At 54.6% G+C, this 13,872-nt stretch carries 14 protein-coding genes; 7 read left to right on the forward strand and 7 right to left on the reverse strand.

What is annotated here, in order from left to right; all coding sequences use genetic code 11:
• The first annotated feature begins 3 nt into the window (after positions 1-3).
• On the forward strand, positions 4-423 hold the full coding sequence (locus DBR37_RS00730) for a GreA/GreB family elongation factor (RefSeq protein WP_124572387.1): 420 nt from the start codon (positions 4-6) through the stop codon (positions 421-423).
• Between the two features lie 237 nt (positions 424-660).
• Here DBR37_RS00730 and DBR37_RS00735 read toward each other — a convergent pair whose 3' ends face one another.
• Positions 661-1,608 (reverse strand): response regulator transcription factor, encoded by a 948-nt coding sequence (locus DBR37_RS00735; protein WP_124572388.1) that lies wholly within the window; start codon positions 1,606-1,608, stop codon positions 661-663.
• Positions 1,583-4,960, reverse strand: coding sequence for an ATP-binding protein (locus DBR37_RS00740; protein ID WP_124572389.1), 3,378 nt, complete (start codon positions 4,958-4,960; stop codon positions 1,583-1,585). Before DBR37_RS00740 ends, DBR37_RS00735 begins: the two co-directional genes overlap by 26 nt.
• Positions 4,961-5,332: 372 nt before the next feature.
• Here DBR37_RS00740 and fmdA point away from each other — a divergent pair, with 372 nt between their 5' ends.
• The 5 genes from fmdA to DBR37_RS00765 all read left to right on the forward strand — a co-directional run bounded on the left by fmdA (position 5,333) and on the right by DBR37_RS00765 (position 8,587).
• Entirely contained in the window at positions 5,333-6,565 is a 1,233-nt protein-coding gene (fmdA, locus tag DBR37_RS00745; RefSeq protein WP_124572390.1) for a formamidase, read from the forward strand.
• A gap of 12 nt (positions 6,566-6,577) precedes the next feature.
• A complete protein-coding gene (locus DBR37_RS00750) occupies positions 6,578-6,925 on the forward strand; it encodes a zinc ribbon domain-containing protein (RefSeq protein ID WP_124572391.1) in 348 nt (115 codons plus the stop codon).
• Between the two features lie 131 nt (positions 6,926-7,056).
• The gene (locus tag DBR37_RS00755; protein ID WP_124572392.1) at positions 7,057-7,572 is read left to right on the forward strand and encodes an AmiS/UreI family transporter; all 516 of its coding nucleotides are present in this window, start codon (positions 7,057-7,059) and stop codon (positions 7,570-7,572) included.
• Positions 7,573-7,718: 146 nt separating this feature from the next.
• A complete protein-coding gene (locus tag DBR37_RS00760) occupies positions 7,719-8,057 on the forward strand; it encodes a helix-turn-helix transcriptional regulator (protein WP_124572393.1) in 339 nt (112 codons plus the stop codon).
• Positions 8,057-8,587: an SRPBCC family protein gene (locus DBR37_RS00765; RefSeq protein WP_124572394.1), complete on the forward strand. Its 531-nt coding sequence runs from the start codon at positions 8,057-8,059 to the stop codon at positions 8,585-8,587. The genes DBR37_RS00760 and DBR37_RS00765 overlap by 1 nt, the downstream gene beginning before the upstream one ends.
• 22 nt (positions 8,588-8,609) lie before the next feature.
• On the opposite strand, the gene DBR37_RS00770 is transcribed toward DBR37_RS00765, so the two are convergent.
• Positions 8,610-9,290, reverse strand: coding sequence for a MarC family protein (locus DBR37_RS00770; protein ID WP_124572395.1), 681 nt, complete (start codon positions 9,288-9,290; stop codon positions 8,610-8,612).
• 21 nt (positions 9,291-9,311) lie between these two features.
• Positions 9,312-10,241: a DedA family protein/thiosulfate sulfurtransferase GlpE gene (locus tag DBR37_RS00775; RefSeq protein ID WP_124572396.1), complete on the reverse strand. Its 930-nt coding sequence runs from the start codon at positions 10,239-10,241 to the stop codon at positions 9,312-9,314.
• Positions 10,242-10,390: 149 nt separating this feature from the next.
• On the opposite strand from DBR37_RS00775, the gene DBR37_RS00780 reads away from it, so the two are divergent.
• Positions 10,391-10,576: a hypothetical protein gene (locus DBR37_RS00780; RefSeq protein WP_124572397.1), complete on the forward strand. Its 186-nt coding sequence runs from the start codon at positions 10,391-10,393 to the stop codon at positions 10,574-10,576.
• A gap of 53 nt (positions 10,577-10,629) precedes the next feature.
• Here DBR37_RS00780 and asd read toward each other — a convergent pair whose 3' ends face one another.
• The 3 genes from asd to DBR37_RS00795 all read right to left on the reverse strand — a co-directional run bounded on the left by asd (position 10,630) and on the right by DBR37_RS00795 (position 13,846).
• Complete coding sequence (gene asd, locus DBR37_RS00785; protein WP_124572398.1) at positions 10,630-11,517, reverse strand: archaetidylserine decarboxylase; 888 nt, start codon at positions 11,515-11,517, stop codon at positions 10,630-10,632.
• Between the two features lie 78 nt (positions 11,518-11,595).
• Entirely contained in the window at positions 11,596-11,823 is a 228-nt protein-coding gene (locus DBR37_RS00790) for a hypothetical protein (protein ID WP_124572399.1), read from the reverse strand.
• 112 nt (positions 11,824-11,935) lie between these two features.
• Entirely contained in the window at positions 11,936-13,846 is a 1,911-nt protein-coding gene (locus DBR37_RS00795; protein ID WP_124572400.1) for an AsmA family protein, read from the reverse strand.
• Positions 13,847-13,872 lie beyond the last annotated feature (26 nt).

Raw genomic sequence — 13,872 nt, forward strand, 5'->3', positions numbered from 1 at the left:
AAAATGAAAAATGAACGTTGCCTGACCCAGAACGACGCCGCCACCCTGAGCCGCATCGCCGAACACCTGTTGCGCATGGGCGAAGTGGAAGTCAACGCAGGAGAGCAATTGCTCGACATTATCTCGACCTCCATCATCCTGCCGGTTGATGTGCAACGTAAAGGTTATGTCACCTTGTACTCGACCATCTCGTACAGCCCGGTTGGCAGCGATGAAGTACGCAAGCTGACCATCGTTTGTCCGCAAGATGCGAATCCGCAGCTGGCACTGATCTCTGCATTGACGCCCATCGGACTGGCCTTACTCGGTCGCAAGGCATTGAGCACTATCGAAGTGAATCTGCCGTCGAAGCGCATCGAGAAACTCAAGATTCTTGAGGTATTGCCACTGGATACAAATATAGGAGAATTGGCACTGTCATGAAACGCGTAATCGCCATACAGCTGGTAGAGCGAGGCAAACGGCTAAAAAAATGGTTAGCCGCAGGTATCGCTGTCAGCATCACGCTGGTCATGCTAGTCGTGGCCTTCGATTGAACGTGCAGGAGTGTGGATGATAAGGGCAGCGTATTACGCAGATAGTCTGAAGGAGCGCCTGTATGAAGACATGCAGGCCTCCGCCCGCCACGGCTCCGCTCATCCGACATTTACATCGCTAAAGTTAATGCGGCCACTTCGGTGAACCGAGGCGCGTGTCGGCACTTTCCTGTGCGCTGGCCATCGCCGCTGCTGCAGAGCGTGTTTCCACTCCCAGTTTTTCAAATATATGTTCGAGATGCTTGCTCACGGTGCGTGGGCTCATCTTGAGGATTTCCCCGATATCACGATTGGTTTTACCCTTGGCCAGCCACGACAATACTTCTGTTTCGCGCGGCGTGAGTGCCGCGCTGGCCAGGCGTCCACCTGGTAATGCATGACTACCGCTGAGTTCAATCAGCAACATGATTTCATCCATACCTGCCGCACCCATATTGCGCACCAGCAGGCTGGCGCCTGCAGGTTCGGTAACAGGTGCCACCAGCTCCATGCCACTGCTACCTTTCCACCATGATTGCGGTACCGTCAGCGCATCTGGATTGATGCCGAACTGCGTCAGCAACTGGCGCGCGCATGGCGAGCACCAGGAAATACTACCTTCGTTGTTCAGCATGATGACGCCCAGGCCGGATACATCTATCGCATCCAGCGCGAAGCGTGCCATACGTGCGTTGCCCAAATGCGTATGCAGGCGCGCCAGCACTTCCGGTGCGCGTACCGGTTTGACCACGTAGTCCACACCGCCAGCGGCGAAACCTTCCAGCACATGTGAGGTATCAGACAAACCGGTCATGAAGATGACAGGGATATGTTTGGTAGTAAGATCCGCCTTGATACGACGGCAGGCATCAAAGCCGGAGATGCCGGGCATCACCGCGTCCATCAGGATCACGTCCGGCGTGACCAGGCTCAGGCGACGCAAGGCGGTATCACCATCGCAGGCCACCAGCACGGTATAACCGGCATCCTCCAGGGTTTCGCACAGTACGCCGAGGCTGCTCGGTGCATCGTCAACCAGCAATACCACCGGACGGTCATCAGGATTATCAATCAGGTGATGCGACACGTTCATTCTCCATTAATGCATTCTCCAATGCGCCCAACTCAAAACGGTCCAGCAACGATCTTACTACGTTGCAGGATGCCACGATTGCGGCATCATCCGTCATCGACAGGCGATCCAGCGCGCGGCGCAAACCGGCGACGTGGCCCATGCGCGTCAATTGCAATAGTTGCCCTATCGCAGCTTGCTTAAAGCACAAGCTTTCTGGCAAAGCTTCGGTGACAGGGACGACCGGTGGCGCACTGGCATAAATCCACTCCAGTCCCAGCTGTCTTTGCAAGGCCAGCATCAGCTCCGATTCCAGCACCGGCTTGCCGACAAAATCCTGGCATCCGGCAGCGCGTAATTTTTCCTGATCGTTCTCAAATAAATCCGCTGATACAAAAATAATCGGAATACTGGTACCGCTGAAGGCGCGCACATGACGCGCCGTTTCCCAGCCGTCCATGCCATCCATGCCGATATCCAGCAGGATGGCATCCGGCACAAAATCGCGCAGCAAATCAATACACTCATGCCCACTCGCTGCTTCGCGCACATTGAAACCCAGCGGAATCAGCATGCCGCTCAGCATATGTCTCTGCACCGGTTGATCATCCACTACCAGCAAGGTACGCATGGCACCGGTATGGCCGATCACATCACGTTGCGGCAAGGCTTCAAAGGCATTGATTTCCATCAGCGGCAGGCGTACAACAAAGGTACTACCCTGCCCCTGCGTACTGATCAGATTCAGGCTACCGTTCATCATCAGGATTAGTTTTTCCGTAATCGCCAGTCCCAGACCGGCTCCCGGTTCGCCACGTAAGCGCCCTGCCGCGCCACGTTCAAACGGCTGGAAGATGCGTTGCCTGTCCTGTACCGCAATCCCGATCCCGGTATCAATCACATCGAAGCGCATAGACGCACTGGTACATTCGACATGTAGCGTCACGGAACCGGTATCGGTAAAGCGCAGCGCATTTGTCAGCAAGTTAATCAATATCTGCCGCAAACGCTTGCCGTCAGCCAGCACGTAATGCGGTAAATCACCACCATGCGTATATTGCAAGCGCAAGCCTTTGGCTTCTGCCTGCGGTCGTACCATGCTGAGCAAATCATCAAGGAATGCCGCAAATAAAATCGGTGTCGGCTCCAGCCGCATGCGATCCGCTTCTATGCGTGCCAGATCCAGCAACTCATCCACCAGTCCGAGCAAATGTTCGCCGCTGCGCTGTATGGTCTGGATCGCGGTACGCGGTGCGGCATCCAGCTGTTCATTCTTCAGCAGGATTTGTGAATAGCCGAGGATGCTGTTCAATGGCGAACGCAGTTCGTGCGAGATACCAGCCACGTAACGCGTCTTCGCCTGGTTCGCCGACTCAGCGGCTTCCTTCGCACTTTGCAAGGCGGCATCGGTGCGTTGATGGGCATCGATCTCTTGCGTCAGCAATTCGTTTTGCCGGTTCAGATCATCCTGTGCCAGGTGGCGTCCTTCGCTACCCAGCACCACCCACCAGCTGGAAACAGCAACGATGATCAGCAGCACCGCAGATATCTTGATGAAGATGCTGTCGAGCAGCATGCGATCATGCAATGTAGCGAGCGAAGAAATTTCCTGTGCATACACCAGCCCCAATGCCGCAGCACCCACTGCGCACAGAGACAACACCACCACCATGTAATTACCGACGCGTCGATTAACCAGGTGCGACAAGGCATTCGGCAACAAAGCCGACAGCAGTTGCTGCGCCTGTTCCGCAGTACGCGATTCCTTTTTGCATAAATCATGACAGCGCGATTCCAGCGTGCAGCAAAGCGAACAGATAGACGCACCATATGCCGGGCAATGCGCCATATCTTCCGATTCAAAGCTGTTATCGCAGACGCCGCATTTCACCGCCTGCCCCGGCAAACCAACCGCTGTCGGACGCCGCGCCAGATAGTAGCGACCGCGCGTCATCCATGCCAGCAAAGGTGAAACGATGAAGGCCATACCCAGTGTCACGAATGGCGAAAAGGCCGCGACCTGGTGCCCCCACACACCAGAGAAAGCAGCGATACCTATGCTGGCAGACAAGAGCATAGTGCCCAGTCCGACCGGATTAATGTCGTACAAATGCGCACGCTTGAATTCGATCCCTTTCGGGCTCCAGCCCAACGGTTTGTTGATGACCAGATCAGCGACCAATGCCCCCACCCATGCCACTGCCACATTGCTATATAAACCGAGTACGTTTTCCAGTGCGGCGAACACACCGAGGTTCATCAACAGCAAAGCCAGCAGGCAATTGAAGACCAGCCACACCACCCGCCCCGGATGGCTATGCGTCAGGCGTGCGAAGAAATTCGACCAGGCCAGCGAACCGGCGTAAGCATTGGTGAGATTGATCTTGACCTGCGACACCACGACGAATAGCAAGGTGATTGCCAATATCCATACCGGGTCGCTGAACAGATAAGAGAACCCAAGCAGATACATGCGCGTCGGCTCCATCGCATTTTCAGCAGGCACACCGCTCTGGAACACCAGGTAAGCGAGGAAGGCGCCACCCAGCATCTTCAAACCACCCGGTATGATCCAGCCAGCGCCGGCGACGATGATGGCAGTCCACCAGCGACGACGATTCTGCGGCGTGCGTTCCGGCAGGAAGCGCAGGAAGTCGACCTGCTCGCCGATTTGTGCCACCAGTGAAAACGCTACCGTCGCCGCCACGCCGAACATGACGGGATCGAGGCTATTGCTTTTGGAAATGGCGCCGACGAATTGTGCGAACTCGGTGTAGGCCTCGGGCTTCTTCCAATAGATGGCAATATAAGGCGCAACCAGCAGGACCAGCCACAGCGGCTGCGTCCACATCTGCAAACGTGAAATCAAAGTGATTCCGCGCGCCACCAGCGGCACTATAAATAGTGCGCAAATCACATACCAGATCCATAGCGGCCACTGTATCCACATCTGCAGTGCGACCGCGAGTATCGCTGCCTCCAGCGCAAAGAAAATAATAGTGAAGCTGGCGTAGATCAGTGAGCTGATGGTCGAGCCCATATAGCCGAAACCGGCGCCGCGCGTCAGCAAATCCATATCAATGCCGTAACGTGCCGCGTAGTAACTGATAGGCAGACCGGTCAGGAAGGTAATCAGCATCACCGTCAGGATGGCGGTGACCGCATTCGCGAAGCCGTAGTTCAGTGCAATCGCACCGCCTATCGCTTCCAGCGCGAGAAAAGATGCAGCGCCGAAAGCCGCATTGCCCAGCTGCCACTCCGACCATTTGCGGAAGTGGCGCGGCGTATAGCGCAATGCGTAATCCTCAATCGACTCATTGGCGACCCACCGGTTGTACTCGCGACGTATGCGAAAGATTTTTTGTTGGGCCATCAGCTCGATGAAGAATTGGATAGGCTGCAAATGCTGCGACGCAATACAAGCCTGTTCTTAATGGTCGTCACGTCCATGCGCGTTATTTGATTTTTATATCGCAAATATCGTCAACGATAGTCTCCTGCAAATTCTGCCTGCTTTTTCAAATTACAGGAATTGAAAATATTTCACAAGGTGAGTTTCCATCCCACCAGAAGCATCGGCAATTTTGCATGTACGCCGTTTGACGTATTGGGATATACGCACAGTCCATACATTATCTAGTTCGGAATGCTCGGATCGCAGTCTCCAGGTGCGCGCGCGCTGGATAGTCAGCATCGGGGAATCCGGGTTCCATCCATACAAACATAACTTTGAGAGGTAGACATCATGGCTGAAACCCTGATTAAAGTAGATCTGGATCAATCACCCTACGATAACGAAAATGTCCATAACCGCTGGCATTCGGACATTCCTATGGCGACCTGGGTTAACCCGGGCGACGACTTCATCCTCGAAACATATGACTGGACCGGCGGCTACATCAAGAACAATGATAGTGCCGACGACGTCCGCGACGTCGATCTCACCACCGTCCACTTTCTGACTGGCCCGGTTGGCGTACACACAGCAGAACCAGGCGACCTGCTGGTCGTCGAATTACTCGACATCGGTGCCAAGCAGGAATCGATGTGGGGCTTCAACGGCTTCTTCTCGAAGAAGAACGGCGGCGGCTTCCTGACTGACCATTTCCCGGAAGCGCAAAAATCGATCTGGGACATCAAAGGCATGTTCACCTCGTCACGTCACGTGCCGGGCGTGAACTACGCAGGCCTGATCCACCCTGGCCTGATCGGCTGTCTGCCAGATCCTAAACTGCTGGCTGAATGGAACAAGCGTGAAACCGGTCTGATCGCAACCGAACCTGATCGTGTACCGCCACTAGCCAATGCACCGTTCGCACCGACTGCGCATATGGGCAAGATGAAAGGTGCAGCACGCGACAAGGCGGCAGCAGAAGGTGCACGTACCGTGCCGCCACGTGAACACGGCGGTAACTGCGACATCAAGGATTTGTCGCGCGGTTCGAAAATCTTCTTCCCTGTTTATGTCAAAGGCGCTGGCTTGTCGGTCGGCGATTTGCACTTTAGCCAGGGCGATGGCGAAATCACCTTCTGCGGCGCGATCGAAATGGCAGGCTGGGTACACATGAAGGTCACGGTGATCAAAGGCGGCATGGCCACCTATGGCATCAAGAATCCTATCTTCAAACCTAGTCCTATCACACCGCATTACAACGACTACCTGATCTTTGAAGGCATCTCGGTCGATGAACACGGCAAGCAGCATTACCTCGATGTCAACGTGGCTTATCGCCAGGCTTGTCTGAACGCCATTGAGTACCTGAAGAAATTCGGTTACTCCGGTGCGCAGGCATACTCGATTCTGGGTACGGCTCCGGTGCAAGGCCACATCAGCGGCGTGGTTGATATTCCTAACTCCTGCGCTACCTTGTGGTTACCGACGCAAATTTTTGACTTTGATATCAACCCGAGTTCTGCTGGCCCTGTGGTGCAGAAATTCAAAAGCATGGGTATGCCTCTGTCGCGCGATCTCAAGTAATAGGAGAAAGTCATGCCAACCTACGATTACGTCTGCAAGGACTGCGGTTTCTTCGAAGCGGTGCGCACTATCGCTGCGCGCAACGATCCTATCGATTGCCCGCACTGCACAGCGCAGGCCGACCGTACCTGGTCGTCCGCGCCCAGCCTGGCGCTGATGCCGGAAACCCGTCGACATGCGATGAGCACCAACGAAAGAGCATCGCATGAACCGATGAGTTCCAAGAACTACGCATCCAAAGCGCATCCTTCCGGATGCAGTTGCTGCTCTTCATCTGGCAAGAAGAGTAAATCCACCATCGTCGCCCCGAATGGCAACAAGGCTTTCGCCGGCAAACGACCATGGATGATCAGCCACTGAAGTCAGTTCTGGCATGAGCGGAACGCCGGTGCAGTTGCAACGACTGCGCCGGCTACACGCAATGTGAAGTTCCTATGTCTTTTTGAGTGCCGAATAATTAAAATCGCTGCTTCATTTATCAAGGAGATGCCATGCTATTAGGTCTTTCACTACTTTATGTGGGCGCAGTACTGTGCCTCAACGGCCTGTGGCTACTTGGTCGCATAGGCGACAGGGAAATCTGGGTCATCAATATATTTTCCGGCGGCGTCACTTTACTGATTTCGCTGCAAATGGCTTTCGGTGCCAATGCCGATGCCGCATCGATCAAGGGCGCTGCACTCACCCTGCTGTTTTCCTTCACCTACTTCTGGGTCGCCATCAATCGCTTTAACGGAGCCGACGGACGCGGTCTCGGCTGGTTCAGCCTGTTCGTTGCCATCACTGCGATTCCGGTCGCAATCGAAACCCTGCAAACCGCGACCACGACCTGGGGCACCTGGTTCGGCCTGAGCTGGGCGGCGTGGGCAGTGTTGTGGTTTATGTTCTTCCTGCTGCTGGTGGCTGAAAAGCAAATCGCCAAGATCACCGGCGTAGTTGCCTTGCTGTGCGGCATTTTCACCGGCTGGCTGCCCGGCCTCCTCCTGCTCAACGGTGTATTGAAGTAAAACCAAACTGCTTGCATGTGCCATGCATGCAAGCAGTTTTTCCATCGCGGCAAACCTGCCTGATCTGTACTTTCCGTCCTCCCCGCACACAAAAATAATTAAACCAAATGGTTTACTTTTAATTTTCCCATGCTATATTCAACCACATGGTTGAATTAAATTCTGCAAAACTCGATGCCATCTTCAATGCACTGAGCGATCCGACGCGACGCCAGATGCTGCGCCTGCTGGCCGACGGTGAACGCACGATAGGTGAGCTGGCTGCACCTTTCGAGATGTCGTTCGCCGGTGCGTCCAAGCATGTCAAAGCACTGGAACATGCCGGCCTGGTCAGTCGCAGCGTGCAAGGTCGTACGCACGTCTGCACACTGGAAGCTGCACCACTGGCTGCCGCCGAAGACTGGCTGCGCTTTTATCAAGGTTTCTGGACTGAGCGCCTGGATGCGCTGGAACGCGAACTACTGGCGAAGAAAAGGAGAAAGTGATGGACGAATATGGCGTAGCAACAGACAAGACCACCGTACACATGACCAGGCTGTTACCGGCCAGCGTCGATATCGTATGGGAATACCTGACGCAATCAGACAAACGTGCAAGCTGGCTGGCCTCCGGCGACATGGGCTTGCATGTGGGCGGTCAGGCCGATCTCGTTTTTAACTTCAAGAACCTGACCAGCGAAGCGACGCCGGAACGTTTCCTGCCTTATGAATCGAATCACCGGCAACATGGCCATGTCACCGCCTGTGAACCGCCTTACCTGCTTAGCTTTACGTGGAATGAACGCGATGGTCGTTCGTCAGAGGTACGCTTTGAACTCAAGGCGCAAGGCGATAAAACCTTGCTCACGCTGACCCATAGCCGCCTGCCGAATCGCAATGAAATGGTCAGTGTTTCCAGCGGCTGGCATATCCATCTGGGCATATTGGAAGACCGCCTGAACCGCCAGCAGCCGCGCCCGTTCTGGGCCACTCACGCACAGCTGGAAGCCGAATACAAGCAACGCATATCCGAGTGACTGTGAGCAGACAGTCAGTTAGTTACTTAACCGCCACTCCGGCCTCGACCAGCAGACCGATGACGCCGGTCCAGAAGATTTCTACCCCGATACACAGCAGGATGAAGGCCGACAAACGCAGCATCACCATGGTGCCGAGTCGGCCCAGCATCTTCACCATCTTATTGGCCGAGTTGTAGCAAAGCCAGATCACGAATGCCGTCATCGCCGCACCCACCGCAGCGCTGCCGAGTGAAATCACCTGATCCAGCAAACGTGCCGGTGTACTCGCACCCAGCGTAATCGAAGCCGCAATCGCACCGGGGCCGACTGTGAGCGGAAAGCTGATCGGATAAAAGCTGCGCACCTTGAACTCTTCGTCCGACCACGCCTCCATCGGATTGGTCGCGACCTGAGTGCGTATCGCATCCTGCCCGTTATCGTTGAGCAGCTTCCACGCAGTGAATGCAACCAGCAAACCACCGCTGATGCGTACGATAGGAATCGAAATGCCGAAGAACATCAGCACATGCGAGCCGATAAACATCGCGCCGAGCAAGAGGAAGAAGCAATTCAGAGCAACCTGGCGCGCCAGTTTCTTTTCCACGTCGCGGCTGACATTGCCCAGCAGGCTGGCAAACACGGGGGCATTACCAAACGGATTAATGATGGGCAGCATGGTGATAGGCACCAGAATCGCCGCCTTGAAGAAAAGAATCAGCATCGATGAAATCCTATCCTGAAGTCAGACGAATTCGTCTATGTTATATCCGGCCGCAACCCATGCATCTATACCACCAGTTAATGGCCGCACGCGACGGTAACCACGCGCCATCAGTTTCTTCGCGACACGTGCAGCAGAAGCCTCGTTCGGGCAGGCGCAGTAGACGATGACTTCCGAGTCCAGCTCAGTATTCACGACCAGCGCGCTGATGTCATCATCGGATAGCACCATCGCGCCCGGGATTTTTCCGCTTTGCTGCGCTAGACCGGAACGGACATCGATAATTGTCGGCGGCTTGCCATTCTTCAACAACTGGTCCAGCTCATCAACCGTGATGCGCGCCATGCGCAAATCTTTCAGGAAACTATGCCGTTGCCACCATTTTTTTGCAAGGTAGACGGCAAACGCCAGCGCCACCAGCAGGATGCCCCACTTGCCCAGATTAGCCAGGATATCCAGCAAGTCGGCCACCGCGGAGCTGAATAAAGAACCAAGGAAAATGGCGGAACCTGACCACAGGGCTGCACCCAGCGCGTCATAAATAATGAACTTGGCCGGGCGTGTACCGATGGCACCGGCCAGCGCACTGGCGACTGAAGCAAAGCCGGGTATGAATTTGGCGACCAGCAAGGAAGCAGGGCCGTAGCGAACATACATGGCTTCGGTCTGCCGCACGCAAGAATCCGGCGACAGTGAAATCTTGCACAGACGCGCCATTACGCGCCCGCCATAGCGACGTCCCGCCATATACCAGGCAAAGTCTGCAATCAGCGCAGCCATCACTGCTACCAACAACAGCATGGGAGCCGAATATTCGCCGCGGCCGAGCAAAGCGCCGGTAATTACCAGCGTCGGATATGCGGGTATCGGCGCCCCCAGTTGTTCCAGCAAGACGTTGCCGAAAACAAAGAGCAGTCCATATTGTTCTATCAGATTCAGCAGGAAGCTCATGTCGTTGCAGTACAATTGGTCGTTCAGTTTATGGTCTGCCTAGCATAGCAGGCAGAGCTCGTTTCCATGCAAGTTTCGCATCGACCTGTCGACAGCTGTTAGTCGCACGGGTCACTAACAGTAGCGTTTACCCTGATAAGGAGATTTGTATGTCACAGCCGTGGAATACCGAAAGCAAGGACGAGGAAAAGCAAAGCGGCAAACTGAGTAGCGTGGAAGAGCTGCGCAAGGTCAAACATCCGGATCACAGCTTGCTATCGGATGAAGTCAAGAATGAAGAGAAGCTCAAGGGGCTGGTGGATGAAGACCATCCATTCCCCTCCAAAGGCAACTAGGACAAAGCAAATTCAACAAACCCGGAAAACGCGTACAGCGAAGAACTGATTAATTAGTTCTGCGCTGCCTGCTCAGGCGGTGAATCAGCCGACTGTTGTACGCCGTTTGCCATCACTTCGCCAAGCCGGACTGCAGCGGCTGGTTGCCACTTGTCCGTAAAGGCCAGGGCATCCTTGGGGAACAGCATCACGACGGTGGAGCCGAGCAGGAAGCGCCCCATCTCTTCGCCTTTTTTCAGCTGTAAATACTGTTTGTCGTAATGCCACTCACGCACCGCATCCAGGCGCGGCGGATTGACCACGCCATGCCATACGGTTTGCATACTGCCGACGATAGTCGCACCCACCAGAGTCAGCACAAACGGCCCGGACGGACCTTCAAACAAACACACCACGCGCTCGTTACGGGCAAACAAACCCGGTACACCACGCGCCGTAGTCGGATTAACCGAGAACAAGGTACCCGGCACATAAATCATGCGCAGCAAACGACCATCGCACGGCATATGAATGCGGTGATAATCACGCGGACTCAGATACAGCGTAGCAAAGCTACCATTCTCGAATTGCGCAGCGAGTTCGGCATTGCCGCCGACCAGCGCGGTCGTTGAATAGCTATGGCCTTTGGCCTGGAAGATCTGGTCTTGTTCAATCTTGCCAAACTGGCTGATCGCACCATCGACCGGACAAATGAAATCGGCGTCTGCCAATGGACGTGCGCCGGAGCGCAAGGCACGTGTAAAAAATTCGTTAAAACTGGCGTAGCTGGCGATATTCGGATTCGCCGCTTCCGTCATGTTCACATTGTATTTGCCGACGAACCAGCGTATCAGCGCAGTTGTCAGACGTCCCGCTTTGGCGCCCGCGACCAGCCCGGCAAAGGCGGTCAGGGCCTTTTTTGGCAGTAGGTATTGCGGTAATACAGGCAAGCGATTGGACACGATAAATAGTGTGATTAATAGTGCAAATAAGTAAGCACGGGAAATAAAAGAAAGCGTGATTGTAGTGCTTGTTTCGCTTTATTTTTCTGTAGTGATTTTTCTGACGGTAATCCGGTCTATGAAAAACTCACCATCACGGCAGCAACGGTGCGGCACACCAGCCAGCTCGAATCCGGGCGGGCCGTCTTCCAGCCAGACCTGTACCAGGGTATCGAACTCTTCAGGTTCCAGTCGCAGCATCTGCGCAGACACGACAAACTGCGCGCCCTCCTTCTGCTTGCTGACGATATCGTCGATTGTGGCCATCGCCATCCCCATTACGAAACAAAAACTGCCGCCATCATAGCTTTTGTTGCGCTGCAATTCCATTTATTAAGCTTTTTTCTTGTACTTTGGGACCCTGGCCAGGGCCGCAGCCTTACTTCTTTTTACCTGCGCGCGAAGAAAATACAATCTGGCAAGGGTCAGATTTGGGATTGGCACCATCCCAGATCGAAGTCGCGACTATGCTTACACCGCTTGTAAGAATAGCCGCACCTATGCGTGCAATGGCACTCAGCGCGCCGGACTCGTCCAGCTTCAGCTCGGGCTTGCCGAGTGCACCGACTATCTTTACTTCATCCGAAAAATTGGAGATGCCCAGGCTGAAGCCGGAACGCACTCTGACGCGCCCGCGTAAATCAACTGTCTGATTACGCAAACTGACCTGGCCGCTGGTCAGCAACTGACTGGCATCACTGCGTGCGCCGACTATGCCCTCGCCTTTCGCCACACCAGATATAAATGGCAGACGCGCACTGGCACAGGCCATATCTATGCGTTTGGAATCTTTGGTCGAAAACAAACCAGTCAGCCAGAATTCTGCCTGCCCGGCAGCAGGTGACAAGATTTGCGCGCTGCCTATCCGTATCTCCACCGGCCCGTTCAATCCTGCCGCCAAATCTTTCATCGAACTGCCGTGCGTCGTGATCTTTGCATCCACCTTCATGGCGCCGCCATTGACGACGATTTTCTTGCCGCTGGCCTTCAGCATCGCACCCAGCGAGGTATCGTTGAGTTGCAGATTGAGTTTAACGGCCTGCTTTTTTCCTTCCAGTACGATATCGCCATGCACATTGCCACCCAGCAGCTTGCCAGAGAACTCAGGCAAGGCCAGCGTATCGTCATGCAGGCGCAGCTCGGCCTTGATGTCATCGACTTCCACGCCAGAACGCAGCTTCAGATTGTCTATCGCAACTGCCACCTTGGCATCAACTGCATTTACTTGGGCTAACAACGGCCACGCAAGCGGCTTATCACGAAACAACTCACCTTCTTTTTTCTCTGGCAGCGGCGCTTGCCCTATATCGAGAAAGGTTTGTTTCATATCGATGTGATCGGCATGCAGGCTGGCATTCAGGTTTGTTCTGCCATTCTGTTTATTCCACTGCCCTGCACCACTCAGCTTCAGTTTGCCCGACTGCAGCTTCAGGTCTTTAAAGGCATGCTGCTGTTTTTTGGCCTGCATATGTACACTGGCTTGCAGTGGTACAGGAGAAGAACGATTTATCTGCAAGTAGCCATACAACTCCCGCAGCGACTCCGCTTCAACTGCGACAGCAACATCGTATTCCTGCAAGTCACTATCCAGCGGCAACTGACCGGTTACCGTGGCCTGCGCCTGACCTGACTGCACGATCAGCATGCCCTTGCTGACAGCACCTGGTTTACCCAGACCCGATAAGTCATCAAGCTGGCCATTGAATTGCACCGTGTATTGTTCACGCACCAGGCGTCCGCTGAATACCAGATTGCGCAAACCGTTAGCGCCTTTCGCGCGCAAGGTATCGAGTTGCCAGCTTCTCATTTCATGTTGAGGTGTACGGAAATTGATCTTGCTGACATCTGCACGCAAGGCCAGTAAATCGAATTGAGAAGTACGCAATTGTCGCGTGGCGGGCAAGTCCCAGCTGCGACGACCGTCTGCCGCCACTTCCAGATTGAGTGTCAAACCATTGATAAGTAAACCTTCGATCACCACATCGCCGCGTAACAAAGGAGCGAGCGCCAGGCGTGCCCGTACATCTTCCGCCTGCAGCAAATACTTGTCCTGCGTCCAGTCCGGATTGGAGATGCGTACATCACTGGCACGCAAACGTGGATAGGGCAGCAAGTCGAGCGACAAGCCACCTATAGTCAGTTCTCTATCCCAGTTTTGTTTGAGACTGCTACGTGCCAGCCCGGTCAGATGTGCGCCGTCGGTCAGTCTATGCAGCGCATAGCCGCCGCATGCCGCCAACACAAGCACCAGCGCCGCCACCGACAGTAATACCTTGTGCCACTTGCGCATGCTCTCCATCCTTGTCTGGAACCAAC

Origin of the sequence: Herminiimonas sp. KBW02, from assembly GCF_003852535.1 — a bacterium.
GTDB lineage: Bacteria > Pseudomonadota > Gammaproteobacteria > Burkholderiales > Burkholderiaceae_D > Oxalicibacterium.